This window comes from Desulfobulbus rhabdoformis (genome assembly GCF_016919065.1).
Taxonomy (GTDB): Bacteria; Desulfobacterota; Desulfobulbia; order Desulfobulbales; family Desulfobulbaceae; genus Desulfobulbus; species Desulfobulbus rhabdoformis.
This window is the reverse complement of the sequence record NZ_JAFFQA010000055.1, coordinates 1-26454: the sequence shown is the minus strand read 5'-3', so window position 1 is coordinate 26454 and position 26454 is coordinate 1. Positions and strand designations below refer to the sequence as shown.

Here is a 26454-nt window from a genome sequence, read left to right as displayed (position 1 = left end):
TTCATGGAGTCAGCGGTCAATATCTTCAAGAGTACGTTAGCGAATTCTGTTATCGATTTAATCGTCGTTTTTGGGAACATGAGCTTCCAATGCGTTTACTGAACGCATGCCTTGCCCATGCTCCGGGAAAACAACTGAAAATAGTTTAGAACCATATAAATTTATTCTGTGATTACCACTGAAATTCAGTTGGCGTACTTTTTTGTCGCAGGCATGGCCCGCTTCCTACAGTCCATGAGCTCTGTATGTTTGCAGAAGCTCGGCAGACTCACCAACAAAAAATATGCTCCGAACTCTTTGGCAGCAGGTGGTTGCTGCCCCCCTATCCTCTCTAAGGAAGACGATCACGAATTCATTTTCTTTTCAAAATAGCCATAAGCCACGTTGATTTCCTTCATCTTCTCTTCCGCGACCTTTTTAAACTCTTCACCTAAATGGCCGACCTTATCCGGATGATACTGCATGGATAGCTTTCGGTAGGCCTTTTTAATCTCGGCAAAATCAGCACCAGGCTCCAGCCCAAGCACGGCATAATACTGTTCTTCCTGGTTGGCCGTATTTTGCGTTTGCTGGTGCTGCCCATAACGGTACTTCGACTCTATGGTGCGTTGATCGTAAGCAGAAATCTGCAGCAGCTGGGCAATCTCCCGGGCCATGCGCAGCTCATTTTCCGGCGGTGGCTGCTTGGTGTAGATAATCTGATAAATCAGCTCAAGAAGAATGAGACGCGGCTCGTAGGCAAAGCTCGTGCGGAACTCATCCAAGAGCTGACGCAATTCGGTGGTGTTATCCCGCGCCTCCTTGACAAGTTGCTTGACCCAGTACATCTGATCCTGATTGTAGCGCAGGTTGTACTGGAAAAAGTTGAGGATTGCGTTGAGCTCGGCCCGGGTAAAATGCCCGTCCGCCTGGGCAATCTTGACCAGAATATTGACCAGAAGATAGACAAAGCGATTATGACTCTCTGTCTGCGAGGCCTCATAGGTGGAGACCTTTCGTCTGACGTAATAGGAGAAGCCCCAGAAGGCGGCAATCAGGATAAGAATGCCGGCAAATCCGGAATAGATGAGAAAGCCGAAGAGGTTCAGCAGCCCTTGCGCCCCCCCGGTGAGCAGAGCAAAAAGTGCCAGAATCAGCAGGCAACCTCCGCAGCCGGGCTGGTTGTGTTGTCGATATTCCATTATAGAGTAAAAAGAGAGACGCAGCCGGTTGAATCCGGCTGCGATTATACCTACTTCGGTAACAGCGGACGGTTATTGAACAATCTGTTTAATCGAATCGGTGAAGAGTAATTCGAAAAAATGCACCTCGTTCAAATTCAACCGATGAACGCTCACGAATTCAGCATTATGAATAGAGGAAGTTAACGGTCCTGTGCGGCAAAAAGCGCATCAACGAATTCCCGCGCCTCAAAGTCACGCAGGTCATCGATCTGTTCGCCGATACCGATAAAGCGAACCGGGATGCCGAGCTCTCGGCAAACGTTGGCCACAATACCACCCTTGGCGGTTCCGTCAAGCTTGGTCAGGGCCAAACCACTGATCCCTACCGCCTCATGGAACATTTTTGCCTGGGAAATACCGTTCTGTCCAGTGGTGGCATCCAGAACCAAGAGTATTTCATGGGGAGCACCGTCTATTTTCTTACCGATGACTCGCTTGATCTTCTTGAGCTCTTCCATCAGATTGACACTGGTGTGCAACCGCCCTGCGGTATCGACCATAACCACGTCGTAGTTATGCGCAGCACCGTATTCCATGCCATCAAAAACAACGGATGAGGGGTCGGCACCAGGATTCTGGGCAATAACCTCCGTCCCAACCCGCTCGCCCCAGATGCGAAGCTGATTAATAGCAGCCGCACGGAAGGTATCACCGGCAACCAGCAGCACCGATTGTCCGGAACGGGTAAACTTTGCAGCCACCTTGCCGATGGTTGTGGTTTTGCCAACGCCGTTGACCCCAACCACCATAATGACAAAAGGCCCCTTTTCCGGCATAACCAGCTCTGCGGGTTGCTCAGAGGCCTCGATATAGGCAAGAATCTCATCGCGAATAATGGTCTTGAGTGCCTGGGGATCACTGAGTTGGTCCCGCTTGACCTTTTTCCGTGCCCGATCTATCAGATCAAGCGAGGTACTGACACCAAGATCGGCCGTGATCAAAATTTCTTCCAGCTGATCGAAAAGATCCTGATCAATCTCCTTTTTCCCGAGAAACAGACTGTCCAGCCTGTAAACAAAGGCATCTCGGGTCTTACCCAACCGATCGCGCAGGCGGGAAAATAAGGATTTGGCCGCCGGTTTTTCCTGGGTCTTTTCAGCAAGGGGGCTGGCTGGAACGATCTCCCGTTCTTGGCCCTCCTCATCCTCAGTACGAAGAACCAGCGGTGTAACCGTTTGCACCTCTGCTGCCGCACTATCAACCGCATCGATTTGTTCTGCGGCAGGGCTCTCTTCACCTGGGACGTCCGAGATCGAATCTTCCGCAAGCGGTTCCTCAGCGGATGCGAATTCCGCCTCTGCAACCTCTACGGAAACAAACGGCTCCTCTGCAGAAGCTGGAAGCTCCGGCTCTGTGTCAGTCTCTTCCTGCTCGGTCCCCTTGTCCTCAGCTTCTTGGGCAGACTCCTCTGCCGCGTCTTCTCCCTCTTCGACAGCCTGGGGAGAGATTTCCATTTCTGGCTCTGGCTCTGGCTCTGGCTCTGGCTCTGGCTCTGGCTCTGGCTCTGGCTCTGGCTCTGGCTCTGGCTCTGGCTCTGGCTCTGGCTCTGGCTCTGGCTCTGGAAGGACATCGTCGAGTTCAGGCTCTTCTGCAAAGGAAAAACCCTTTTGGGGAGAAATAGAGAGAAGCGGTTCGTCCTCGACCTCTCCGGCTTCAGCTTCGGGCTCTTTCTCAGCAGGATCGCCCGGCTCATGCTGCTCTAACGGCTCTTCTCCGGCAACAGGCGTTTCCTTCGCTTCAGCTTCGGCGGAGGCCTCATCTCCTGCCAGCGCCTGAACAGCATCATCCCCCGCCCCCTCTTCCTGCAAGGCGGCATCAAGTGATTCGGATTCCTCTTGGTCCTGTTTTTTTCCGAATGTTTTCTTAAACCAACCCAGCATCAGCCCTGAGCCTCAGCTTCAGCTTTTTCCATAGCTATCTCCAATACTTCCTTAATCGTATGCGGGTAGTGAAAGAGAACCCCTTCACGAATATCCTCAGGGATCTCCAGGACATCTTTTTCATTCAGCGGTGGCAGAATCAGTTCGCGTATACCAGCGCGCAGGGCTGCCAGCACCTTCTCTCCAATACCTCCCACAGGGAGTACATCGCCGCGCAGGGTGATCTCTCCGGTCATGGCGATATCCTGACGCACCGGACGTCCGAGAATCACCGAAACCAACGAGGAAACCATGGCCACACCAGCCGAGGGACCGTCTTTGGGAATCGCTCCCTCAGGGACATGGACATGCAGGTCAATAGATGAAAAAATATCCTCATCCACCTCAAGATCCGCCGCATGGGACTTGATATAGGTCAGGGCCGCTGTTGCCGACTCTTTCATGACATCACCCAGTTTGCCCGTCAGGGTCAAACCGCCGCGCCCCTTCATCTTGGAAGTTTCAATAAAGAGGATCTGTCCACCAACAGGTGTCCAGGCCAGTCCGGTTGCGAGCCCTGGCCCCCAACTGCGCGCCTTCATCTCGGAAAAGAATCGTTGCGGCCCCAGGAAGTCATACAGCCCCTCCGGAGTCACCACCATCTTCTCGCTGCGGCCTCGCGCAATCTCGGCGGCCGTCCCACGACAGATGGCGGCAAGCTCCCGCTCCAGATTGCGCACACCGGCTTCTCGGGTATACGAGGTGATCAGGGCCTCGATAGTCTCACTGGGCATCTCCAGGTCGTCTTCTTGCAGGGCATGGGCCTCCACCTGCTTGGGCAGAAGGTGACGGCTGGCGATGGCCACCTTTTCCTGCATGGTGTACCCGGAAAGCTCCACCACCTCCATACGGTCACGCAGCGGTCCCGGAATGGTATCCAGCACGTTGGCCGTGGCAATGAACATCACCTTGGAGAGGTCAAACTCTATATCCAGGTAATGGTCGGTAAAGGTGGAATTCTGCTCCGGATCAAGCACCTCCAGCAACGCAGAGGAAGGATCGCCACGAAAATCACTGCCAAGCTTATCAATCTCATCGAGTAAAAAAACCGGGTTATTGGAACCGGCCCGTTTAAGGCTCTCTATTATACGTCCGGGCAGAGCACCGATATAGGTCCGGCGATGACCACGGATCTCCGCCTCATCCCGCACACCGCCAAGGGCGATACGAACAAACTCACGGTTCATGGTCCGGGCGATGGATTGGCCCAGCGAGGTCTTGCCCACGCCAGGGGGGCCGACAAAACAGAGAATCGGACCATGGATATCCTCTTTGAGTTTACGCACCGCCAAAAACTCGAGAATCCGTTTTTTGATCTTTTTCAGCCCATAGTGATCATGATCCAGGTCATCCTCGGCCTGGTTCAGATCAAGGGTATCTGTAGTGGAATCCATCCAGGGCAGGTCTAGGATCCAGTCGATATAGTTCCGGGAGACCGAATACTCCGGCGAGGAAGGCGGAATCCGTTCCAGCCGGGCCAACTCTTTATCAACCACCGATTTTGCCTGGGGCGTGAGTTGTTTTTCAGCGATCTTGTCCTTGAGTTCCTTGACCTCAACCTTGTCCTCATCCCCCTCGCCCAGCTCCTTGCGGATCGCCTGCAGCTGCTGGCGGAGGAAGAACTCACGTTGCCGCTCGTCCATGTCCTTTTTCATTGAGGCCTGGAGCTCTTTACTCATCTCCACCGTTTCAAGCCGCTTGGTCAACTCTTGGGCCACGCGGTGCAGCAGGTCCTGCAGTGGGGTGATTTCAAGGAGCTCCTGCTCCATCTCCAGCTTCAGATTAAGCTGCGAGGTGACCAGGTAGGCAATATAGAAGGGATTGGTCAGGGTGTTCACCGTTGCCACCAACTCCTGGGGCAACTCGGTGCCGCCGACCAACTTTTGGAACTGATCGCGAATGTTGAAAAGCAGCGCCTCGATTTTTTTGTCATCAACGATCTCCATCGGCACCTCAGCCACCTTGGCTTTGAGGTAGGGTTCCGAGCCGAAGAATTCACTGACGGCAAATTTTTTGGTACCGCTGACCAGAATCTGATAACTCCCGTCCTCAGCCTTATTGAGCTTATGGAGATAGCCAACCACACCAATCTTATAGAGATCGTCGGGACCAAGGATATCTTCATCTGAGACCTGAGGACGGTTACTGGGCACCATGCCCATCATCCGGTCGCCCAAAAGTACGTCGTCGATCAGTTGTTTGGACGTCTCGCTGGAGACCTGCAAAGGAAATCCCATGCCAGGATAAAAGACAAACCCGTGCAGGGGCATGATGGGAAGACTTTCCGGCAGTTCCAGCTGCGAGGGATCAAGTTTTTTCTGGGTGGCTTGTTGTTCGTTTTCCATATCATTCTCCAGGTGTTATCCTGATAGTCACCTTACCTTTTCGAACACGTTTGGGCAGGGTCACCATGAGCATTCCGTTGACATAGGACGACTCCACGCCGTCAACCTCCACTGCCGCTGGCAGAGTCAGCGTCCGTTGAAAGGCACCAAGCTCTATTTCAAGCTGATGTATGCAGGCAATCGTCTGGTGATCCGGAAGCTGACGAAGCCCACTGATGTTGACGCATTGCCCGTCGACAGTCACTTTTAAACTCTCGGCAACCACACCGGCGAGCTCAGCATGGACATAAATCGAATCTTCTGCCTCGTAGATATCCACTGCCGGCTGCCAGCCCCCACCTTCGGTTGACATCATCCGCGGGAGCGACATGGTGCGCAGAATACGCCCAGTGTGCTGCTGCATCTGCTCCAGCTCCTTCAACAGTTTCTTGCTAAACGGGTCCATCAGTTCCTCCCCAACGTATACAATTCCAGGGTGTCTTGAATAATCAAATTATTCGAGACACCCTCCGGACGAACACCCGGCTTATTCTTTTTTTACGGTGTTGCGACACAAGACACAAGTCGTGTCTAGGAGAACCCCTTCTGTCTGATTTCACCTGGATCCTCCACGACAAAAAAAATCCGTTGCGACCGATTTTGGTCAGGATTTTATATGTTCTATTGAAGCGATACAGGTAAGCACTATACCTTTGAGGGCAATCATAAATCAACAAAAACACAGGTAAAGGCCCGATACTGGGGCCAAGAGCTCCAGAAGATTTTTTATTTGCTTTTCAATACGCCGACATTAGAGTATAGCCCCAAATCATACTGAACTTGCGTCCCCGCCTTGTTTTCATGCCATTTTACGGCCGAAAATACGCGGGCTCGTGTTTTTCGAGTACCGGGTGCCAAGAGTGAGAGGGATTAGGATCTATACGGCCCCCCCGCCCGAAAACAAAGCAAACATGGATTTTTATCCTTTTTTACATCCTTAGAGTTGGAGGCAATTATGAGCAGTTCATGTGGAGGTTCTTGCGGAACCGATCAAGGTGGTAGCTGTAATTCTGGTGATGCCCAACTGGCACAGCAGGATATCGCCATTAACCGTTCGCTGGGCCGAATCAAAAACAAAATCCTGGTTATGAGTGGTAAGGGCGGCGTGGGCAAGTCCACCGTTGCCGTCAACCTAGCACTGTGCCTGGCTAAGAAGGGACATAAAGTCGGCCTGATGGATGTTGATCTGCACGGACCGGATGTCTGCCGCATGCTGGACCTCAAAGGTTCGCTCATCGCTCCGGAAAATCCTGATGATCTGATCCCACCGCTGGCATACAGCGAAAACCTCAAGGTGGTTTCCCTTGAGTACATGATGAAAAACCGCGACGACGCGATCATCTGGCGCGGCCCGCTCAAGATCCAAGCTATTCGTCAGTTTGTTGCCGATATGGACTGGGGTGAGCTGGACTACCTCATTGTTGACGCCCCTCCCGGTACCGGTGACGAGCCGCTCTCCGTTGCCCAGACCATCCCCGGTGTTCAGGCAGTGGTTGTGACCACTCCCCAGGCCGTTGCTCTGGCTGACGTGCGCAAATCCATCAACTTCTGTAAAGCGGTTGAGATGCCCATCGTCGGTGTGGTGGAGAATATGTCCGGTTTTATCTGCCCCCATTGCGGCGAGACCGTAGATATCTTCAGCAAGGGCGGTGGCGAGCAGACTGCCCGCGATTTCGAACTTCCCTTCCTGGGTGCGGTTCCCATGGATCCACGCGTTGTTATTGCCGGCGACTCCGGTACTCCCTACCTGTCTACCGACGAAGACAGTGTTGCCGTCAAAGCCTTTGACACCGTGGTTTGCGCGGTAGAGCAACGGTTGCCTCCCGGTCCGGTAACCGCGAACCCCTTTGCCGGCGGCTGCGGCTGCTCTGGTTGCGGGTCCAAGTAACCTGAATTTGAAGTAAGTCAACCCACCTGCCCTCTGCAGTCTTCCTCTGATTGCAGGGGGCCCACGTCCCCTGCTGGCGTACCGCTCGACTTTCGTGTCCACCTTCCCTGCAAAACTTTACCGATAGAGATAGGATCATGACCATGCTTGTCAAACAACTCACCGTCGGCATGATGGGAGTCTGCTGCTATATCGTTTCCTGCGAACAAACCAAACAAGCCGCTGTCATCGACCCGGGCGGTGACGAAGACCGCATTCTGGACTATTGTGCCAGCGAGGGGTTGGAGATTAAGTACATCATCAACACTCACGGCCACCCGGATCACGACTGCGGCAACGGTCGCCTCAAGGAAGCCACCGGAGCGGAGATCGTTCTTCATGGCGATGATGTCACCTACTTCAGCGATCCACGGATCAAAGAGTATTTTTCCGGACTTGGCTTGCCCCCCTCACCACCCGCTGATGTGATCATCAAGGACGGCGACACCATCAAAATCGGCAACGAGGAGCTGCAGGTCATTCATACCCCCGGCCATACCCCTGGCGGCGTTTGCTTCTACAGCGCCCCCAACTGTTTCACCGGCGACACCCTCTTTGTGGGAGCGGTTGGCCGCACCGATTTCCCCGGTGGCTCCATGCGCCAAATGATCGATGCCATCAAAGAACGACTGCTCACCCTGCCGCCCGATACCATTGTCTGGCCCGGTCATGGCTACGGCGGATTGCAATCGACCATTGCTCGTGAAGCCCAAACCAACCCCTATCTTGACATGTAAAAGTGGCCAAAGGGCGAAAATCGATACAACAGATTGCTTCCATGCGTGAAATTATTCTTGGCACCGCAGGTCATGTTGACCACGGAAAAACAAGCCTGATCCGTACCCTCACCGGTATAGAAACCGACCGCCTCAAAGAAGAAAAAAAACGAGGTATTACCATCGAGCTGGGCTTTGCCTATCTGGATCTCCCCTGCGGTCACCGATTGGGCATTGTCGATGTTCCGGGTCATGAAAAATTTATCCGCAACATGGTGGCCGGTGCCGCCGGCATGGATTTGGTGGCCTTTGTCATTGCGGCGGATGAAGGTATCATGCCACAGACGGAGGAGCATTTCGAAATTTGTAAACTCCTCGGCGTCCGCGATGGCCTGATTATCCTCACCAAAAAGGACACGGTTGAGGAAGAATGGCTGGAGATGGTCACCGAGGAGGTGCGGGAATTTTTCCAAGAAAGTTTTCTTGCCGAGGCGCCGATCGTGGCGGTGAACTCGCTGACTGGTGAGGGCTTTGATGCAATCAAACAGATCCTGGATGCAAAAGTTTCGGCCATTCACTTTCAGGATGAATTCGGCCCCTTTCGCATGGCTGTTGATCGTGTCTTCACCATGAAGGGATTTGGCACCATCATCACCGGCACCTCTCTCTCCGGACGTATCGAGACCGGTGATGAACTGATGTTTTACCCCGGTGGCCTCACCGCTAAAATTCGCGGCATTCAAGTGCACGGTGAAGAAGTTACCATTATCGAGGCAGGTCACCGGACCGCAATCAACCTGCAAGGCATTGAAAAAGAAGAGATCAACCGAGGCGACATGGCAGCCACGCCGGGCAGCCTCATCGCCACCACCCTGCTTGATGCCAGCTTCCATTACCTCGATTCAGCTGGCAAGGAGCTGAAAAACCGCACGCAGGTGCGCGTCCATATAGGGACCCGCGAAATCGTCGGTCGCATCATCCTATTGGAAAGCGAGAGCCTTGCTCCAGGAGAGACCACCCATGTGCAGCTACGCCTCCAGGAACCGGTGGCCATTTGGCCGGGTGATCATTATGTGGTACGGAGCTACTCCCCTATCACGACCATTGGTGGCGGCACCTTACTCAAGGCATCTCCCAAAAAACGTAAACGAACCCTGGAAAAAGATCGGGAGATCAACCGCAGCTATTTTGAAGAACTGGAAGCCGCCGATACCGAGCAGCAGTTGCTGCTTTTGGCCAAAGAAAGCGGTTTTTCAGGGATCACGGCAGAGCAGATGTCCGCCCGCAGTGGTATCTTCAGCAAAAAGCTGAAAAAGCATCTGCAACGCCCCATATCGGCTGGTGAAATTCTGGTGGTCGATTCGGAGAGTCAACGCATGGTGGCGGCCTCTGTCGCCGAAGGGCTCAGCCAGCAAATTCTCACGATTCTTGAAACCTTTCATCACAACAACCCACTGAAAAACGGTATTGCCAAAGAAGAGCTTCGCTCTCAAATGCGACCAGTGGTGGATGTACGCGTGTTGCAGTCATTGCTCACAAACCTGAGCAAAAAAGGGTTGATCGAACAGGATGGTGCGGAGGTCAAGCTCAGCGGCCACGAGGTGCAGCTCCAGGTCAATGAGCAGGAAATGGAACAAAAGATCTCCGCGCTGTACACAGAGGCCGGTCTTGCCCCCCCGATCCTCAAAGATGTTCTGGCAGGCTTGGCGGATTTTCCCGAAAAACAGATCCGCCAGGTTCTTGACCTGCTGATCAAGAAGGGAGAGCTGATCAAAGTGAGTGAAGTCCTCTTTTTTCACGCACCCGCCGTCGCTCAACTCCAAAAAGATGTGATTGAGGTGATCCGTAACGAGGGGGAAATCGATGCCCAGCGTTTTAAAGATCTCACCGGACTAACCCGCAAATTCTCTATCCCGCTGCTGGAATACTTCGACAAGATCAAACTCACCATCAGGATCGAAAATAAACGGGTGCTACGCAAAAGCAAGTAAGCAGAGTTTTACTCTCGCTTACTCTCGCTGGAACCTTTCCTTTTCAAGAAAGTGCAGTATCTGCTGCTGCACGTTCTTTTTTCGCATAATCATGGAGTGCCCGCAGGGCAGCACGAGAAAATCCCTCATGCCAGCCACCTGTGCCCGCTCCACCGAAACCTTGCCGTCATTGGGGCCCGGGAAAAAATATTTGAGCCCCATAGCGGGCCGGTCCCCAATGATGATGCCCAATGAAAAATCAACGGGGCCCAATTGCTGGGGCAGCCCCTCTCTCTTTGTATTCAGCTGGCAGCCCGCCGGCCCAAAAATCATACAAAACCAGCGAAAACGGGCCAACGCGTCCACCAGCTCACTGCCCTGATTAGGTGGACTGAGCATAACCACCCGCCCAAGCTCGGCTGGTCGACTCTTGTGCAGAGCACTGCGCAACAAAATACCGCCCATGGAATGGGTGACCACATGCATGGACTCTGCTCCAAGGCTTGCGAGTTGCGCAAAACCTTCACCGACCGCCGGGGCTGCCAGTTGCTCAATAGGGGCCCGCGTGGAAGGGTACCCCTGATTCACCACCTGATAGCCATGATGCCCTAAAAACTTTGCCAAAGGCGACATGGAACGCGCAGTCCGAGCAAGCCCATGCAACAAGAGGACGCCCTGTTTCCGCTCTTTTCTATCCACAGGCACTCTCCCTTTCATCCGTAGTAGCTCTGATACCGTAGGGTGTCTTGAATAATTAGATTTTTCAATCAAGGTCAAGGATTGCTGATAATTTTACCGCAGGCATATGGTTGATATCGGAGTCTTCGCTTACCTCCGAGGATAAAATTTTCAGTATGACGCAGAGATTGGCAGAAAAAGCAATTATTCAAGATGCCCCGTAATCGTCAATCAGGTTGCGATGGGCAAAGCATCAAAGCCTCTGCAGCCAGTCGCATGTGTTCCTTTTCTGCATCGGCAATAGCGTTAAACATCTCCTCCAGCGCACTGCCCTGAAAACGATGGGCAATATTGCGAGAGAGATCATAGGCCGAGTATTCAACGGTCAGCGCCATTTCCAGAGTGGACCGACAGGGTTCCAGCGGTTGCTCCTCCAGACTTTCCAGCAGGGCCGCACAGGTATAGCCCCCCTCGACAATATCACCGGCCAATGATTCGTAAAGCGTCTCAAAGCCGGGGGGATCGATCTCTCCCTTTACCCACTGTTGGTAGATCAGATGCGCATGGGCCTCTTCAGCTCCAGCCAGGGCGGTCAGGCTTTCAGCCCAGTCTACAGCCTCATACCGCTTTCGCAAGGCGGTGTAAAACCGATCGGCACCCTTTTCCAGGTCCATGGCCCGGTAGAGGATCTCCTGCTCGGTTCCTTCCAGATCATAGACCTTCAGGTTGGGAATGGCCGGCAACAGATGTCCGTTCCAGGCAAGAATCCCCCCCTCCATATTAAAGACGGTTGCCGCAACATACGGTCTCGAAGAGATAAAGAGGGCTGCCGCCTTAGAACGATGGCCGGAACGGCAGTAGACCACAACATCTTTATCCACCGGGAGCTCACTGAGGCGATGGGGAATTTCAGCCAAAGGAATAAGTACTGCCCCGGGAATATGTCCCTGGGAATACTCATCGGGCTGGCGAACATCCACCAGCACATAGTCATTTTCCTGACGCCTGGACATATATTCCCGCAGACGCCCTACGCTGATATCCTGATATACTTCCTGCATTCCGACCTCCTTTTTCTGTTGATCGGCTCTGGAATTAATTGATACTTTTCAACTTATTTTGTTTATAGGGAACTCTGCCCCTCTTTGCAAGGACCTGATCATCTTCAATCTACGACCCGTTCGACAAGACAGCCCCTTCATTCGACAGAATTGTCGAATGTACCCCAGCTAAAATTCGTGACAGCGGTCGAAGCGAAACAACGTGTACGCTCGCATAGGTAAAAAAAATTTTTGAATCCGCAGAATCTGCAGTACTTTCAGGGGAATTGCAACAGTCAGGATAAAAACCAGGCTCCCCTGCGATCGGGCATGTATACTGCTTACAAAGATTTAAGGGCATCTTGAATAATTGCTTTTCCTGCCAATCCCGGCGTCATGCTTAAAATTTTATCCTCGGAATATTATATATATGCCTGCGGTAAAATTTTGCGCAATCCTTGGCCTTGATTGAAAAATCTAATTATTCAAGACACCCTTAAGCTTGTGATGTTTCTTCGTTCGTCGCATTTTGCATCTTCGACCTGAATCAGTGAGCATTCATCGGTGCGCCATTTTCGCTGCTTTGACCACCCGCAGTCACGGATTCAGATTATACTCTTGTGGAGCTTATACCATGGCTGTTCGTAAAATTACCTCACTCACTCTACTCATCTCCTTTTTACTGCTGATCCTGACCAGCCTTGTCCTCTTTGTCGTTCCCGAGGGGCGTGTTGCCTACTGGTCGGACTGGCGCTGGCTTGGATTAACTAAAACCCAATGGGGCGACATCCATACGAACAGCGGTTTTCTCTTCCTTTTTGCCGGACTGCTGCACCTCTTTTACAACTGGCGCCCCATTCTGAGCTACTTAAAAAATCGGGCCAAAAAGGTTCAACTCTTTGCTCCGGGGATGATCATTGCTCTGATAATCAACCTGATCTTTGTCGCGGGAACACTCCTGGAGCTGCCCCCATTTCAAAACATCTTGAATTTTGGGTACTCATTCAAAGAAGCCGCCTCGATCAAATACGGCGAACCTCCCTACGGGCATGCGGAACTCTCCTCCTTGCGTCTCTTTGCCAAACGTACAGACATGGACCTTGAAGCCATGCAGGAGGCGCTCAGGCAGGCCAGCATCACATTTACCGGCCCGGATCAGACCATTTTAGCCATAGCCAAAGCAAACGACCAGACACCCAAGGTCATCTTTGATACCATGCGATCGGCAACCAAAGATAGTGGTGCAGAAGAGACCATGCCCGAACAACCGGTTGCCGGTATTGGCCGAAAGAGTTTGCAGGCTCTCTGTGTTCAATATAGCCTTAACCAAGAGCGGGTACTGACCGCTCTCAAAGCTAAAAATATTGTGGGCACTCCCGACCAATCGCTCAAAGAAGTTGCAGCGGCAAATGGTCTTGATCCCCAAGCCGTGTACACGTTTATTTATGAAGCTGTCTCTACTCCCTGACAGGCTCTTTGTCCTTCTGCTGCTTACCCTGCTTTTGGTCCCGGGGGCACTCTCGGCCGCTCCGACAGAGCAACAGCAGACGACAACAGCTACAGAAACGACACCAACAGCCCAGCAACCCGCCAAGGAACCAAGTGGGCCTGCTGAATTCGAAGCTCTCCGTCGGCTGTACCAAAAAAAAGACCCCACCGGTGTTCGCGCACGGCTGGGAATGTGCCGACGTTTGCATCAAAAAGGACGCGGCAGAATGGGGCAAGGAAGAGGGTACGGACGTGGATGGCGACACGGAATGCAACCTGGCCCCCGTCATAGGTGGCAACAGGAGGACCGAGAGTGGAAGACGCAGCAATAAGCAACAAGCGCGCTTCCCTCCCCTCCTGGGTTATGAATCTCCTGGGATTTGGCTTTCTTATCGGGCTGGTGATCGCTGCCTTTGGCTGGCAAATGTATGCTATGCAGAAGGATCTGTACCGCAACACCCGCAGCCGTGCCCAAATGATGGCGGCGATTATCGAAAAAAACCTGGAAAATGGTGAGTTGGCCAACACCACTATTGACACCCTGGTGGCCAGCTTTCTTGGTGACAAGGCCCGTTTTGTCGCCTACCTCAATGGGGTCGATCCACTGCAGAGTGAAGAACTCGAAGCCCTTGCCCGCGAGACCGGACTTCTGGGGCTGAGCCTGGTCGCGTCCTCCGGCACAAGCGTAAGCGGTCCTGCCAACTGGTTGAATGCTCCGCCTCAATGTTTGGCAGGAGCGACAGAGCTTACCTACGACAAGACCGAACACAGAGTGCTCTATACCTCTCCACAATCAAGCGGCATTCGCTGTATTGTCGTAGGCATGGATGCCTCGACCATTCTCACCCTCCAACAAAAAACGGGGCTACCCGTTCTGCTGAGCAACCTGACTCATCTGCCGGGTATCAAGTACCTGCGCATGGAAAAAAAGCAGGCAGGTTCTCAGCCCCAGCCAGTTCGTTTGCTTCAAGACGAAGACAGCATGATCGCGGAGGTACACCTGCCCACCTCACGTGGCCTGTTGGTGCTTGGTCTGGATGCAACCACCCATCATCACCGTATCCATCAGCTCCAACGTCAGTTCCTCCTTTTCGCAAGCCTGCTCTTGGGCTTGGGGGTCTTTTTTTCCTGGATCCTGTATCGAGCACAACAGCGCGACCTGGAACGCACCCGCCACTTTGATCACCTGCTGGCAAAGGAACATGAGGCCGCTGCCCTGGGCCGCGCCACCGCCACCATCGCCCATGAGGTACGTAACCCGCTCAACGCCATTAATATGGGGCTGCAGCGATTTGTTCTCGAGTCTGCTGAACTGACCGACGAACAACAGCAACTCCTCGGCGCCATGAAAGAATCGGTGCGGAGAGCCGGGTCCATCATTACCGAGTTACAACGCTTCACCCGTCCCCTGGAGCCCAGAATCGACCTGATTGATCCTCTCCAGGTTATCGAACGCGTCCTGCCGCTGTACCGACAGCAGATGGATGACCAATCCATAGCATTTGAACTACAGCCAGGACCGAACCAGAATCTGCCTGTTGACGCGGACCTTTTAGCTGAGCTGATCGAAAACCTGCTGCGCAACGCCATCGAGGCCCAGCCCAATGGTGGTCATATTGTGCTGAAATGGGGGCAAGATGGCGATCGCTGGCACCTCAACCTTACCAGTGGAGGCTTTGCGCTGCGTCCTGAAGAAACTGCCCGCCTTGGTGAGCCGTACTTTACCACCAAAACCCGTGGCACCGGTCTGGGCCTAGCACTGTGTCATAAAATTGCTGAGGCGCATGGAGGCAGCCTGCAACTCTGGCCGGAGATACAAAAAGAGGAACTCAGGGTCCAGCTCACCCTGCCCTGTCCTTGAGGGTGTCTTGACAATGTGGAAACAATACCTGGAGCAGAGGCATGCGCATACTGATTGTTGATGATGAAGCCGTGCAGCGTGAATTACTCGGCGGTTTTTTAAAAAAACAAGGATGTAGTGTTATAGAGGCAGCAAGTGGCCAGGAGGCCATTGAGCGGTTTCTGCAGCAGCCCGTGGATCTTGTGTTGCTTGATCATAAGATGCCCGATCTCATGGGCGATGAGGTACTTACCCGCATCAAAGAAATCAATCCGCTCACCCGGGTGATCATGATCACCGCCTTTGGTGCCGTGGAAACAGCGGTTCGAGTGATGCAGCTGGGGGCTGATGATTTTATGGAAAAACCCATTGATCTGGAAACGCTGCTCACCAAGATACGCTCCATTGAAGATGCACTTTTTATCAATGAGGACGTAGCCCAGGTGGAAGAGTCCATTGACGCAAACAACTTACCCGTACGCATGATTGCCACCAGCACGGCCATGCAGCAGGTTCTCTCCCTGGCCCTGCGGGCGGCACCCAGCCCCTGGACAGTGCTCATCCATGGTGAGACCGGTACAGGCAAGGACCTGATCGCCCGCCTGATTCACCAACTCAGTCCACGAAACGACAAACCTTTTATTCCGCTTAACTGTGCCGCTGTTCCGGAAGGTCTTTTTGAATCAGAGCTCTTTGGTCATGAAAAAGGCGCATTCACCGGAGCCGCCAACCGCAGGCGGGGCGTCTTTGAGCAGGCCAACCAGGGCACCCTCTTTCTTGACGAGGTTGGCGAACTGCCCCTGGCGGTGCAGGCAAAACTCCTTCGTGCTCTCCAGGAAAAGACCATCACCAGGGTTGGAGGCGAGCAGCAGCTTCCCGTGGATGTACGCATAGTTGCCGCGACCAACCGCGATTTAAAGGCCATGTCTGCCGAAGGAAACTTTCGCGAGGATTTGTACTTTCGCCTCAACGTCATTACCATTGATATCCCGCCACTGCGGCAGCGCAAGGAGGATATTCCCGCGCTGATCGAGTTTCTCCTGGCCAAGTATCAAAGTGATGCCCGTTTTGACGATCAGGCCCTGCATCAACTTACCAAGTACCATTTTCCCGGCAACATCAGAGAACTTGAACATATCCTTCAACGCACCGTTACCCTGTCCCGCTCTCCGCAGATAGGACTGCGGGATCTGCCGCCGGAAATTCGAGACTACCACGGGCCCGAGTCGGAAAATGGTGATTTAAATCAAAAGCTTGCAGAGATTGAGCGACAGATGCTCATGGATGCCCTGGAAAAGAACGATGGGGTCCAGACTCGCGCCGCCCAATCCCTGGGGATCAGTGAACGGGTACTGCGCTACAAGATGGAGAAGTTGGGGATTAACAGAAATTTGACCTGAATCCGTGATGAGGAGTGTGTCACTGCAACAAAGATTTGCAGGGAGCGACTGAGATCGAGAAAGGCAGAACAAACTGCGAGACTGGGTCGCGGGCATGGCCCGACTCCTACAAATGCGCCTCCCCTCCCCTCAAGGTTAGAAACACCAAAGAGAGCCGGAACTGTTGTAGGAGAGGGCCATGCCCGCGACAGGGTGAGCAGCTTTTCTCGGTCTTTACCTCTTTCCTGGAGGTATCGACATCCCTGAAAAACAAACTCGTCTTTTTCATGCTGAACCTTTGCTGGTCATCGTATAAAAAAAAACGCCACCAACCGCAACGGTTGATGGCGTTTTTTTAGCTCGCAACAAGTCACTTACTTCTGTGCAGGAGGCGGGGTAGCGGGACCGTTTGCATTATTCCAGCAGGGACGATAGCAACCTCGGTGACCATACCCCCGGCCCATGCCGTTGCCCATTCCATAGCCTTTTCCCGGGCCCATGCCATTCCCCATACCGTAACCTCTTCCAGGGCCCATACCACGCCCCATACCACGATTCATCATGCCGGGCCCCATGTATTTCTGTCGCTCCTGGGGGGCCATCTCGCTTAAGCGTTTCCACCACTCGGTGTGAAATGCGTTCCATTCATCCTGAGTGGCGTTGTAGAGCTGACCGCGATAGCTGCTGAGTTCCTCGTTGGACATCTTGGAGTAATCCACAGCCCAGGCGGCAGTGGCAACGAGCATTAAGGCGCCAAGAATGACCAGTGTTTTTTTCATTGATTTCATAATATACCTCGCTTGGTTGGGTGATTGTTGCTGATCCTTTTTTTGGGGATCAACCGTGTCTTTGCCTTTAATATATCAACAACCGTGCCAAGATATTCATTCCTATTTTATATAAAAAATTCAAATAGTTAATTAAAAGGCAAGCCCGAACCTCCAAAAGCAAGCTCGACAATTGACTTGCAGGGCTCGACGGAATTGTCGAGCGAAGGGGAGAAAACAGACTGTGGGCCCCTGCTTTTGCTTTTTAGCTAGAGGCGGCCCCGAAGGGCTCCCCGCCCCTGAGGATAGAAAAAAAGTAAGAACTCTCGCTGCACCTGCACCCGCAAACCTTTGGCCAGGTGCAACTCCTGTCCCTTTTTCCCCTTTACAGCCAGGGTACAGAGTGAAAGGATCTGTTCATAGCGGGCGGTATTTTCCATCTTCCAGAGGAGCTTTTCCAACAAACGTCTTTGCAGCGCCGGATGCAGTTGCTTGAAGGATTTGCGACCCAATTCAGCCAAAGGCAGGTCCAGCCTGGTATCCCTGGATAGGCTCACAACGTCTTTCCAACAGTCTTCAAGCAATGAGGCCAGAAGATCCTCGTCCTGCTGGAGATTGGCAGCGGTTTTCAGCAGGGCCTGGCGAATCCCGGGATCATACTCCCTTTCCAAAAGTGGTAACAGCTCCAGTCGAACCCGGTTCCGTACAAACTGTCGATCACTGTTGCTGGAGTCCTGGCAATATGCCACACCTTTCTCGTCAAGGTAGTCGAGCAAAACATCCTTGCGCACATCAAGCAGTGGCCGAAGCGTGGTACCAGAACGATAACGCATTCCTGACAATGCCCGCAATCCGCCCCCGCGAAAGAGACGAAGCAACACCTCTTCGACCTGATCATCGGCGGTATGGGCAACTGCGAGCAACTCGGTATTTTCCGCTTCTGCCAGCTTGGCAAAGGCCTGGTACCGTAATTCCCGGGCCGCCTGCTCAAGCGATTGTCCCTTTCGCTTGGCACGCTCACGCACATGCACCTCCGCTTTTACAGCCCTACAGCCCAGACGGTTAGCGGCAGTCTGCACACAATCCCATTCGGCGGCTGTCTCCATGGGCCGCAACCCATGATCAATATAGGCAGCGACCAGGTCCAGGGTATACCGCGCCCGCAGCGCTGCCAGGATATACAAAAGAGCCATGGAGTCAGGCCCGGCGGAAACGCCAACCAAAAGACGCTGCCCGTGCTGCAGCAAATTTTGAGCGGCAATAAGCTGACTGATTTTATATTCCAGAGGATGGAGAAGGGAATTGTTGGGCGCCATGGCTTGCTTTGGGAGGGGAAATACTCTATTCTGGCGTAGTAGAGGCTGTTTTAAGGAATCTTCTTGCAAAAGGACGTTCGAGCATGAATGCACAAGCCTACCGACAAACCGTCATGGATCATCTCAAAACCGCCTATCTCCTCAATGACGAGAAGATCGAATCCATGATTCCGGTATTCCTGGCCACACTGCACACCCACATGAACCGGCTGGCGGAGCTTGCAGCCGAGGGCGATACAGATCAACTGAGCAAGGCCAGCCATGCAGTCAAAGGCGCCCTGCTCAACATCGGTCTGCGCGACCTGGCGGAGATCGCCTACATCCTTGAGAAACAGTGTAAATGCGGCACCTGCCCAGAGAATTATCAGGATATGATTACCGACCTCCAGTATACGGTTTCCCGCTTTAGCGAGGAGTGGTAGGCAACCTTCCGAATTCAGGATTTCTTCTTCCGTCCCTTCCGCTGCCGAAACATCAACTGGACCGGAACCCGGTCAAGGCCCAGACCGTCACGAAAGCAGTTGGTGAGATAGCGCTGGTAGGAAAAATGAATTCCCTTGGGATCATTGGAGACCACCGCAAAAAATGGAGGCGCGGTTCCCAACTGCGCGGTGTAGTAAAATTTGAGCCTGCGCCCATGGTAGTAGGGCGGCTCGTGCCGTTCCACCGCCTCGGCCAGCAGCCTATTCAGGGCAGCGGTCGGAAAACGCTGATGAAACTGGCGGTGCACCTTGCCGATCTCGGGAAAAAGCCGCTTGATCCCCTTACCGGTCAGGGCGGAAACCTTGAGTATGGGGGCAAAGGGGATAAACTTCAGCGCCCTGCCCACCTCTTCCATGAGCTGCTCCTGCCGCTTCTTGTCATCAGCTATCAGATCCCACTTGTTGATTAAAATAATCAAAGCCCGGCCCTGATCCTGGGTGTAACTGATAACCTTGGTATCCTGCTCGGTGATCCCCTCGCTGGCATCAAGCACCACCAGGGCAATATCACAACGGCCAATGGCCTTGAGTGCCTTGAGCACGGAGAATTTTTCCAGTTTATCCTTGGTCTTGCCCCGACGGCGGATACCAGCGGTGTCAATAAGCAGGTAGTTGTACTGATCCTTGCTCACCAACGTATCCACCGAGTCACGGGTGGTCCCGGCAACATTGGAGACAACCATACGATCCTGGCCGATGATTGCGTTCACCATGGAGGATTTGCCCACATTGGGCCGCCCAAGAAAGGCTATACGCATGGTATTTTCCGGCAGGTCCATCTCCAGGTCCGACTTCTCCAGATGGGGAACCAGGGCCTCCATCAGGGTTTTATAGCCGTAGCCATGATCCCCGGAAAGCGCCCAGAGCTGCTCAACCCCAAGCTCCCAGAAAGGTGCCAGCAGGTTGTCTTCTATCTCGGGACTGTCGATCTTGTTGACGATGAAAAAGACCTTTTTCTCTGTTTTACGCAGGATATTGACAATCTCATGATCGCTGGGGGTGAGTCCTTCCCTCCCATCCATAAGAAAAAAAATCACATCCGCCTCGTCCAAAGCCTGCAGGGCCTGATTGCGAATATGACTGTTGATGGTGTCGTCCTCGCTATCGATACCGCCGGTATCGACCAGGACAAAGGGGTGATCCTCCCAGGTGACACGGGCATAGTGACGGTCACGGGTGACGCCCGGGGTCGGATCGACCAAGGCATCCCGCCGCTTGACCATACGGTTGAACAGGGTGGATTTCCCCACATTGGGGCGACCGATAAGGGCAACCAGGGTTGCGTTTTCGTTACTCATAAAAATATTTTTTTCCCAGATACGGTCAAATCATCGTTCTGGTTCTAGTTGTGTAAATTGTTAAATGCTGTACATCGCGGACAGGCCTCGCGCCTACATCTGCACAAAAATTGGGGATGTGTAGGACCGGGTCATGACCGCGACAGCGATGATCGAATTACCATAGGATGGAGCGATATACCTGTTCTGGCTTACCCTTCGGCAACCTTGAACTCATTCATTTTTTGCCGACACTGCTCACATATATCTTTTAACGCAGCATACTCGGCGGCCTCGGGTTTGGCAAGCAGCCCCCGCAGGGAGTCCAGTGCGGGACCGAGAAATTGAGCGAAAAACGGTTTGCGCCGGACTTTGCTTAAAAAGGCAAAGGCTCCAAGTATCTGCAGGTTGCGCTGCAGAGCCAGAAGCACATATTCATGGCGAAACTGCTCGGGATTATATGTGCTCACTTCTGCAAGAGCACTGAGGTAGACATCGAGGAGATGCACCTGCTCTTCCCGGGACAGCTGAATATAGGGGTCGATCAAGAGCGAGGCCAGATCATAGGCCAGCGGGCCCAGGCGCCCCCCCTGAAAATCAATAAAGCGCACCTGCTCGTTGCAGATCATGATGTTGCGGCTCTGGAAATCCCGGTGGAGAAAATAGCTGACCGGAGCTTTGGCTGCATCATTGGCCAGCTGCTCGCAGGTTTGCTCCAGTACTGTTCGGTCAAAGTCAAGTCCCAGAAGATCCGTGCAGCAGGCCTGCAGAAAATAACCGGATTCACGCTTCAGCATCAGCTCCCGATCATAAACCGGCGTGTCCCAGCACCAGCTGGTCTCAAAACCATCAGCTGCCCGCACCTGCATTCGCGCCAACTGTCGCACCGACTGCTCATACAGATAAAGCGAGGCCTTGATCCCCTGGGCCTGCACCCGCTCATAGAGCCGCTCCTCTCCCAAATCTTCACAGAGCGCCAGGCCCGAGGCTTGATCAAAACCAAAGATTTGGGGCGTTGGCGCCCCACTTTGCCCCAGATGCAGACCTATGGCGTGAAAGGCACGCGCCTCTTCCATGCCGGGCGCATCGTTTTCAGGCGGCAAAACCGCCAACATGGATTTCGCCCCTGCCTGCACGCGAAAAAAGCGACGGCTGGAACCATCCGGCACCAGAGCTTCCAGCTGCAGCGCCTGATCTTTCCAGTCAGCATTCTGCCCCAGCGAAGCCAGGGCGCGCTCAATGAGTTGGACGGGAGTCATGCGATGTCTTCATCCTGAAGCTGACTATCCACCGCCGTATCTCCGGTTATTATCGCCCCCTCCGCCATCGCGCCCTTCGGTACCTGTGCACCTGACCAGACCACACAGTTATGCAACACCGCGCCAGCTCCAATCGCAGCATTTTCGCCAATACAGCCCCAACCACTGAGATGGGCATCGGGGGCAACCTGCGCGGTGGAAGCAATCTCCCAGTCGCCAACAGGCTCGAGTAAACGGCCATGGAGCTGCAGGTAATCCACCGGGGTACCGATGTCATACCAGAAGGCCGAATCGGTACGGCAATAGCCGATACGGTCTTCCCGTGCCAGCTCCTGGTAGAGGTCTATGATGTGATGAAATGTGCCCACGGCTATGCGCTCCAGCACCTCAGGATCGACCACATGAATCCCGGTAAAGGCCAGGCAGTTCGTCTGGGCGGCCTCGGCAAACCCCAGGACCCGGTCCCCTCCCACCTGCACCGTATTAAATCGGGGGTAGTCGTGCAGGGCCATGGTTACATCATTCTTTGAGAGCAGGTGCCGGTGATAGACCCACTCGGGATTGATCTCATGGTAGAGGTCACCATTCATCACCAGAATGGGCTCATTGTTCATCGAGTCTAGCGCCTTGCGCAACGCTCCACCCGTCCCCAGAATTTCAGGCTCGACCTGTAATTCCACATTGGGATAACCGTCAAGCGCGGCTTCTATCTGTTCAGGTAAATAATGGGCATTCACCACCACAGGCCAACATTCGCAGGCAGCAAGCTGGTCCAGTAAGCGGTGGAGTAACATTTGATTCGCCACCGGAAACAGAGGTTTGGGACGTAAATTTGTATATGGCCGCAGTCGGGTTCCAAACCCGGCGGCGAGAACAATGGCTTGCATAACAACGATTTTGGAATTGATCTTGACTTGAACCGGAAACTTCACTACAAATCAGCTTTTCCGGCCAATGTTGGACTCAGGCGTGGATTGATGTAGATGAAAAGTCCCCTTCAAGACACCCGAAAATTCTGATTTCAGGAGTGGTGCGGGAATCCCGCAGAAATACGGCCGAGGAACACGTCTGATCTTGTACTGTTTCTCTTCTCTCCTTGCAAGCCTTCGAATAAGAAAAAACCATGATTACTCTGCTTGATTACGGTGCCGGCAATGTTCGATCGGTGATTAACGCCATCGAACGGTTGGGCGAAACCGTGGTTCTGGTCAATAGTGGTGCGGATATAGAACGCGCCGAACGTCTTGTTTTTCCTGGTGTGGGCAACTTTGGTGCCCTCATGCGTACCCTGCGCGAAAAGGGGCTGCGCGACCCGCTGATTGAGTACCTCCACTCCGGCAAACCGTTTTTCGGTATCTGCGTTGCCCTGCAGGCGCTCTTTGCCTCCAGCGAAGAAGCCCCCGAAGAACCGGGCTTGGGCATCCTGCCGGGCAAGGTCCAACGCTTCACCTGCGACCTCGCCGTCCCTCAGATCGGCTGGAACGGGATCAAGGTGCACCAGCCATCCCCTCTGTTTCAGGGGCTTGAGGGCAATGAAAAATTCTACTTTGTCCATTCCTATCATGTGGCGCCTGACACCAGAGACGACGTGCTCACTACCACCGATTACGGTTACGAGTATGTCAGCGCCATTCAGCGCGGGGCCATGGTGGCGACCCAGTTCCATCCGGAAAAAAGCGGCAAGGCCGGATTGAAACTGCTGGAAAACTTTCTCTCCGAGACCCAGGAGGCAGTGATCCCTTCGGCCTGCCCCCAAACCACAGAAATCGCCAAACGCATCATTGCCTGTCTCGACGTGCGGACCAACGACCGCGGCGACCTGGTGGTCACCAAGGGCGATCAATACGATGTGCGCGAAAAAGGCAACGTACGCAACCTGGGTAAACCGGTTGAGCTGGCCGGTGAGTACTATGAACAGGGGGCCGATGAGGTCACCTTTCTCAACATCACCGGCTTTCGTGATTTCCCTCTGGAAGACATGCCCATGTTGGAGGTCCTGGAAAAAACATCGAAAAATGTCTTTGTCCCCCTGACCATCGGTGGTGGCATTCGAGACTTTACCGATTGCAACGGCCGCTTTTACAGTGCCCTTGAGGTGGCCTCCCAATACTTCCGCTCCGGTGCCGACAAAATCTCCATCGGCTCGGATGCGGTGCTCATCGTCGAGGATGTGCTGAAAACCGGCAAGGCAACAGGCCTAAGTTCAATCGAGCAGATCGCCCGGGTCTATGGCAACCAGGCCGTGGTCATCTCCATTGATCCCCGCCGGGTTTATGTGGAATCACCAGACGCTGTTCCCCACAAGGTAATCAAAACCGAAATCCCCGGCCCCAACAGTGAGGGCTACTGTTGGTACGAATGCACCATCAAAGGCGGTCGTGAGGGACGCCCGGTGGATGCGGTCACCCTGGCTAAGGTATGCGAAGAGCTGGGTGCGGGAGAGATTCTATTGAACTGCATCGATAAGGACGGCACCAACTCCGGCTTTGACATCGAGCTGATCAATGCGGTACGAGCTGCGGTGACTATCCCGGTGATTGCCTCAAGTGGAGCGGGATGTGCGGAGCATTTTCTTGAAGTATTTAGCAAAACACCTGCTGAGGCGGCTCTGGCGGCTGGTATCTTCCACAGGAAGGAAGTACCCATTAGTGAGGTGAAAGAATTCCTAACCGGAAAGGTGGAGATTCGACCGGTTTAAGTTATTCTCGATATAATTCAGAAAAAGAAAGGCGCTTGATCAGTATTGGTCAGGCGTTTTTTTTTCTGATTACCACCGAAGCTCAGCCAAACGTTAAGAAGCATGTCACATAATTTATTTGAACCACTTTTTATGTTGGGGTTCGTGCCTCACCACCAACCTACCTTCCTTCCCGGGACTATGGTAGGTTGGTGGTGACGAAGGAACCCCAACAGCTCTAAACGTAGAGTTTTGTAGGGTGGGCACGTTTTTTGTGCCCACCGAAAGCCCTACCCTTTACAAGTTAGATCAAGCATACGACCAATGAACCGGTGGGCAGAAAACAGCACTCTGCCCACCCTACAGCGAGCGTATAGCCTATATCTGCTTGTGAGATGCGAGCTCAGCTAAGCATTGATGGTCATCATATTTTATTTTGAGGGGAAATGGCACCATCCGGAAAGTGCCGATCAGAAGAGTAGACACTGTTTACAAATACATCTACTTACACAACACTGCAGGCAGTGAACATCCTAAAAATCAAGTGGGCTCTTTGCCTCCTTCTTGGTCCTACTTTTTACAGTGTGAGTGTAGATCATGGTTGTCCTTACATCGCTATGTCCAAGCAATTCCTGAATAGTTCGAATATCGTAATTCGCTTGAAGAAGATGACTCGCAAAACTGTGCCGGAAAGTGTGTGTCGTGACCCTTTTAGTCAGACAGGCCTTTTCCACTGCCCGTCGAATTGCCCGCTGCACATGGCGTTCATGGATATGAAAGCGTTTCACCTCTCCAGTCTCCTTTACCTTCGTGAGCTTGTACGCGGGAAACAGCCATTGCCAGATTAATTGGCAGGCGGCATTCTTTGATTTTCTTTCATAGGCATCAAAAAGAAAAACTCCATCATATCCCTTAGCCACATCCTTTTTATGCTGATTTGACACTCTCTCCAACTGCCCACGCAGGTCTGCTTGCAGACTTTCAGGCAAAGGGACGGTGCGATCTTTTTTCCCTTTTCCGTCATGGATGGTGAGAATACCTTCTTCAAGGTTCAGGCAGTTAACACGTAACGATAAACACTCAAACAGACGTAATCCGCAACCATACAGTAGCTTTACAATGAGCAAATATGATTCATCAATTGAATCGAATAGTTGATCGATTTCAGCCCGTGATAACACCACCGGAATATATGGTCTTTTCTTGGCGCGCACAACGCCATCAATGATGCCAAAGTCACGGTTGAGTACGTGTCTGAAAAAAAAGAGAAGGGAATTGAAAGCCAGGTTCTGGGTTGAGGCCGAAACCTTTTTCTTGACGGCAAGGTGAGTGAGATAATCTTTCACATGTTCTGCTGATAATTGATCAGGATGCAGGGATTTTGTATGCGCTTGAAAAGCCCTGATATATTTCCTATACGACTTGAGGGTTTTGTCGGAGTAATGCCGCATCCTAATGGTATTCTCAAGACCGGCAAATTTAGCCTCCCAGGAGCTCCCATGCTCTTTAGTTGTTCTCTCTGGTGGAGAGGCTGCAATCTCAACAGGTAGCGTACTTTTGCCGTTAGTCCGCTTGCTATATTTCTTCCCAACGACAGAGTTTGTCTCGTCCTGCTCTGATTGCCTGGAATGATTGTGACCATCTCTATCAGGAATCAAAAATTCCAAATAAAGCTGAATTGCTCTTCGGGCCTCTTTCAGCACTTCCCGTTATCCCGTAATGCCCTGTTTTTATGGGGTACGAGGGAATTGGGTTTCGTAAACTTTTAGAGAACACGCTTGGTTCCAAAACGGCTGCTCTCCGAGCGCCTCGGCAACGAGCTTAGACGCGATTAACTCATCAAAAATAAACGAAAAATTAATCAGGAGTAGCGTATTTTTTTCTTGACAAAGCCTTGAAGGTAAAAATCGATTTTTTCATGGAATTACAACTAATTACACGGAGAATCGATTATGCAGTCACTGAAAATTTTCTCGATCAAGGCGTTACAACTGGTTGCACCGACGAACGGAAGAGCCGTGAACAAAACACTCCACGTGGACGCATTAATTCAAGCTATCAAAGCTGATTTTGGCAAACTTACCGATCATCGGGCCCAAAATGCCAAGATTG

21 protein-coding genes and 1 pseudogene are annotated in these 26454 nt (G+C 52.8%); 10 read left to right on the top strand and 12 right to left on the bottom strand.

Features of this window, described 5'->3' with window-relative positions:
- A pseudogene (locus JWJ90_RS20030) lies at positions 1–149 on the top strand (IS1595 family transposase); the annotation flags it as partial.
- Between the two features lie 195 nt (positions 150–344).
- On the opposite strand, the gene JWJ90_RS20025 reads toward JWJ90_RS20030, so the two are convergent.
- The 4 genes from JWJ90_RS20025 to JWJ90_RS20010 all read right to left on the bottom strand — a co-directional run bounded on the left by JWJ90_RS20025 (position 345) and on the right by JWJ90_RS20010 (position 5932).
- Positions 345–1181, bottom strand: coding sequence for a DnaJ domain-containing protein (locus tag JWJ90_RS20025; RefSeq protein ID WP_205229000.1), 837 nt, complete (start codon positions 1179–1181; stop codon positions 345–347).
- 182 nt (positions 1182–1363) lie between these two features.
- A complete protein-coding gene (gene ftsY, locus JWJ90_RS20020) occupies positions 1364–3103 on the bottom strand; it encodes a signal recognition particle-docking protein FtsY (protein ID WP_205228999.1) in 1740 nt (579 codons plus the stop codon).
- Entirely contained in the window at positions 3103–5487 is a 2385-nt protein-coding gene (gene lon / locus JWJ90_RS20015; protein WP_205228998.1) for an endopeptidase La, read from the bottom strand. The genes ftsY and lon overlap by 1 nt, the downstream gene beginning before the upstream one ends.
- Position 5488: 1 nt before the next feature.
- Entirely contained in the window at positions 5489–5932 is a 444-nt protein-coding gene (locus tag JWJ90_RS20010; RefSeq protein WP_205228997.1) for an Hsp20/alpha crystallin family protein, read from the bottom strand.
- A 549-nt stretch (positions 5933–6481) separates the two neighbouring features.
- Here JWJ90_RS20010 and JWJ90_RS20005 point away from each other — a divergent pair.
- The 3 genes from JWJ90_RS20005 (at position 6482) to selB (ending at position 10160) form a co-directional block, all read left to right on the top strand.
- A complete protein-coding gene (locus JWJ90_RS20005; RefSeq protein ID WP_205228996.1) occupies positions 6482–7414 on the top strand; it encodes an Mrp/NBP35 family ATP-binding protein in 933 nt (310 codons plus the stop codon).
- 143 nt (positions 7415–7557) lie between these two features.
- Positions 7558–8190 carry an MBL fold metallo-hydrolase gene (locus JWJ90_RS20000; protein ID WP_205229002.1) on the top strand — a complete coding sequence of 211 codons (633 nt, stop codon included), beginning with the start codon at positions 7558–7560 and terminating at the stop codon, positions 8188–8190.
- 41 nt (positions 8191–8231) lie between these two features.
- A complete protein-coding gene (selB, locus tag JWJ90_RS19995) occupies positions 8232–10160 on the top strand; it encodes a selenocysteine-specific translation elongation factor (protein WP_205228995.1) in 1929 nt (642 codons plus the stop codon).
- 18 nt (positions 10161–10178) lie between these two features.
- On the opposite strand, the gene JWJ90_RS19990 is transcribed toward selB, so the two are convergent.
- Both JWJ90_RS19990 and JWJ90_RS19985 read right to left on the bottom strand, forming a co-directional pair.
- Complete coding sequence (locus tag JWJ90_RS19990) at positions 10179–10838, bottom strand: esterase/lipase family protein (RefSeq protein WP_205228994.1); 660 nt, start codon at positions 10836–10838, stop codon at positions 10179–10181.
- A gap of 206 nt (positions 10839–11044) precedes the next feature.
- A complete protein-coding gene (locus tag JWJ90_RS19985; RefSeq protein ID WP_205228993.1) occupies positions 11045–11878 on the bottom strand; it encodes a rhodanese-like domain-containing protein in 834 nt (277 codons plus the stop codon).
- Positions 11879–12491: 613 nt separating this feature from the next.
- On the opposite strand from JWJ90_RS19985, the gene JWJ90_RS19980 reads away from it, so the two are divergent.
- Genes JWJ90_RS19980 through JWJ90_RS19965 form a run of 4 tightly spaced genes read left to right on the top strand, consistent with a single transcriptional unit; the run spans position 12492 to position 16585 of the window.
- The gene (locus JWJ90_RS19980) at positions 12492–13325 is read left to right on the top strand and encodes a DUF4405 domain-containing protein (RefSeq protein ID WP_205228992.1); all 834 of its coding nucleotides are present in this window, start codon (positions 12492–12494) and stop codon (positions 13323–13325) included.
- Positions 13303–13677, top strand: coding sequence for a hypothetical protein (locus tag JWJ90_RS19975; RefSeq protein WP_205228991.1), 375 nt, complete (start codon positions 13303–13305; stop codon positions 13675–13677). Before JWJ90_RS19980 ends, JWJ90_RS19975 begins: the two co-directional genes overlap by 23 nt.
- Positions 13659–15206: an ATP-binding protein gene (locus JWJ90_RS23785; protein ID WP_205228990.1), complete on the top strand. Its 1548-nt coding sequence runs from the start codon at positions 13659–13661 to the stop codon at positions 15204–15206. Before JWJ90_RS19975 ends, JWJ90_RS23785 begins: the two co-directional genes overlap by 19 nt.
- Positions 15207–15247: 41 nt before the next feature.
- Positions 15248–16585, top strand: a complete 1338-nt coding sequence (locus JWJ90_RS19965) for a sigma-54-dependent transcriptional regulator (protein WP_205228989.1) — start codon at positions 15248–15250, stop codon at positions 16583–16585.
- A 353-nt stretch (positions 16586–16938) separates the two neighbouring features.
- Here JWJ90_RS19965 and JWJ90_RS19960 read toward each other — a convergent pair whose 3' ends face one another.
- Positions 16939–17352 (bottom strand): DUF5320 domain-containing protein, encoded by a 414-nt coding sequence (locus JWJ90_RS19960; protein ID WP_205228988.1) that lies wholly within the window; start codon positions 17350–17352, stop codon positions 16939–16941.
- 248 nt (positions 17353–17600) lie between these two features.
- Positions 17601–18647: a tRNA lysidine(34) synthetase TilS gene (gene tilS / locus JWJ90_RS19955; RefSeq protein ID WP_205228987.1), complete on the bottom strand. Its 1047-nt coding sequence runs from the start codon at positions 18645–18647 to the stop codon at positions 17601–17603.
- Between the two features lie 83 nt (positions 18648–18730).
- Between tilS and JWJ90_RS19950 the strand changes: the two genes are divergently transcribed.
- A complete protein-coding gene (locus tag JWJ90_RS19950) occupies positions 18731–19069 on the top strand; it encodes an Hpt domain-containing protein (RefSeq protein WP_205228986.1) in 339 nt (112 codons plus the stop codon).
- Between the two features lie 14 nt (positions 19070–19083).
- Here the strand turns inward: JWJ90_RS19950 and der are convergent, their stop codons facing one another.
- The 3 genes from der to JWJ90_RS19935 all read right to left on the bottom strand — a co-directional run bounded on the left by der (position 19084) and on the right by JWJ90_RS19935 (position 22597).
- Positions 19084–20427 (bottom strand): ribosome biogenesis GTPase Der, encoded by a 1344-nt coding sequence (gene der / locus JWJ90_RS19945; protein WP_205228985.1) that lies wholly within the window; start codon positions 20425–20427, stop codon positions 19084–19086.
- Positions 20428–20618: 191 nt separating this feature from the next.
- Positions 20619–21665, bottom strand: coding sequence for an aminoglycoside phosphotransferase family protein (locus JWJ90_RS19940; RefSeq protein ID WP_205228984.1), 1047 nt, complete (start codon positions 21663–21665; stop codon positions 20619–20621).
- Positions 21662–22597: a sugar phosphate nucleotidyltransferase gene (locus tag JWJ90_RS19935; protein WP_205228983.1), complete on the bottom strand. Its 936-nt coding sequence runs from the start codon at positions 22595–22597 to the stop codon at positions 21662–21664. Before JWJ90_RS19935 ends, JWJ90_RS19940 begins: the two co-directional genes overlap by 4 nt.
- A gap of 191 nt (positions 22598–22788) precedes the next feature.
- On the opposite strand from JWJ90_RS19935, the gene hisF reads away from it, so the two are divergent.
- Positions 22789–24363 (top strand): imidazole glycerol phosphate synthase subunit HisF, encoded by a 1575-nt coding sequence (gene hisF / locus JWJ90_RS19930; RefSeq protein WP_205228982.1) that lies wholly within the window; start codon positions 22789–22791, stop codon positions 24361–24363.
- Between the two features lie 512 nt (positions 24364–24875).
- Here hisF and JWJ90_RS19925 read toward each other — a convergent pair.
- On the bottom strand, positions 24876–26045 hold the full coding sequence (locus JWJ90_RS19925) for an integron integrase (RefSeq protein ID WP_338032353.1): 1170 nt from the start codon (positions 26043–26045) through the stop codon (positions 24876–24878).
- Positions 26046–26454 lie beyond the last annotated feature (409 nt).

Coding starts and splice junctions, on each gene's coding strand:
- JWJ90_RS20025 (WP_205229000.1), bottom strand. CDS start 1,181: ATGGAATATCGACAACACAACCAGCCCGGCTGCGGAGGTTGCCTGCTG.
- ftsY (WP_205228999.1), bottom strand. CDS start 3,103: ATGCTGGGTTGGTTTAAGAAAACATTCGGAAAAAAACAGGACCAAGAG.
- lon (WP_205228998.1), bottom strand. CDS start 5,487: ATGGAAAACGAACAACAAGCCACCCAGAAAAAACTTGATCCCTCGCAG.
- JWJ90_RS20010 (WP_205228997.1), bottom strand. CDS start 5,932: ATGGACCCGTTTAGCAAGAAACTGTTGAAGGAGCTGGAGCAGATGCAG.
- JWJ90_RS20005 (WP_205228996.1), top strand. CDS start 6,482: ATGAGCAGTTCATGTGGAGGTTCTTGCGGAACCGATCAAGGTGGTAGC.
- JWJ90_RS20000 (WP_205229002.1), top strand. CDS start 7,558: ATGCTTGTCAAACAACTCACCGTCGGCATGATGGGAGTCTGCTGCTAT.
- selB (WP_205228995.1), top strand. CDS start 8,232: ATGCGTGAAATTATTCTTGGCACCGCAGGTCATGTTGACCACGGAAAA.
- JWJ90_RS19985 (WP_205228993.1), bottom strand. CDS start 11,878: ATGCAGGAAGTATATCAGGATATCAGCGTAGGGCGTCTGCGGGAATAT.
- JWJ90_RS19980 (WP_205228992.1), top strand. CDS start 12,492: ATGGCTGTTCGTAAAATTACCTCACTCACTCTACTCATCTCCTTTTTA.
- JWJ90_RS19975 (WP_205228991.1), top strand. CDS start 13,303: ATGAAGCTGTCTCTACTCCCTGACAGGCTCTTTGTCCTTCTGCTGCTT.
- JWJ90_RS19965 (WP_205228989.1), top strand. CDS start 15,248: ATGCGCATACTGATTGTTGATGATGAAGCCGTGCAGCGTGAATTACTC.
- JWJ90_RS19960 (WP_205228988.1), bottom strand. CDS start 17,352: ATGAAATCAATGAAAAAAACACTGGTCATTCTTGGCGCCTTAATGCTC.
- tilS (WP_205228987.1), bottom strand. CDS start 18,647: ATGGCGCCCAACAATTCCCTTCTCCATCCTCTGGAATATAAAATCAGT.
- JWJ90_RS19950 (WP_205228986.1), top strand. CDS start 18,731: ATGAATGCACAAGCCTACCGACAAACCGTCATGGATCATCTCAAAACC.
- der (WP_205228985.1), bottom strand. CDS start 20,427: ATGAGTAACGAAAACGCAACCCTGGTTGCCCTTATCGGTCGCCCCAAT.
- JWJ90_RS19940 (WP_205228984.1), bottom strand. CDS start 21,665: ATGACTCCCGTCCAACTCATTGAGCGCGCCCTGGCTTCGCTGGGGCAG.
- hisF (WP_205228982.1), top strand. CDS start 22,789: ATGATTACTCTGCTTGATTACGGTGCCGGCAATGTTCGATCGGTGATT.